General features: G+C 62.8%; 1 rRNA gene. It reads left to right on the forward strand.

The features are described from left to right. Positions 1 to 52, forward strand: a 16S ribosomal RNA gene (locus tag RUR_RS26635); the annotation flags it as partial. Between the last annotated feature and the right edge of the window lie 400 nt (positions 53 to 452).

Here is a 452-nt window from a genome sequence, read left to right on the forward strand (position 1 = left end):
GAAGTCGTAACAAGGTAGCCGTACCGGAAGGTGCGGCTGGATCACCTCCTTTCTAAGGAGCACTGGGCTCGCCGGACTTGTCCGGTGGGTCTGCGCCGCGTTCCAGGACGCGTGTTCCTGGCGTGGTTGCTCACTTGTGGAGCACTGGTTATTCGGTTCGGGTGTCATGCCTGGTTCCGCTAGTACCGTCAGGATGTCTTCGGATGTCCTGGAGGGGAACGGGGTCCGGGGTGGCGCAAGGGTCGGGCACACTGTTGGGTTCTGAGGGAACGTCGCGTCTCTCGGTCGCGGGCCTTTGGGTCCGGTGGTCGCAGGGTTTCCTGTGGCGCCGGGTCTTGGGGGTCTGGTCCGGGGGGCCGGGGTTTTCCTCTGATCGAGTCTTTTGATTCGCACTCCCTTTCCCAGGTCGTCTGTCATCTTGCGGTGGCGGTGCGGTGTGGGTTGTGGGTTTG

The sequence above is a fragment of the Rhizohabitans arisaemae genome (genome assembly GCF_025996515.1).
Lineage (GTDB): Bacteria > Actinomycetota > Actinomycetes > Streptosporangiales > Streptosporangiaceae > Rhizohabitans > Rhizohabitans arisaemae.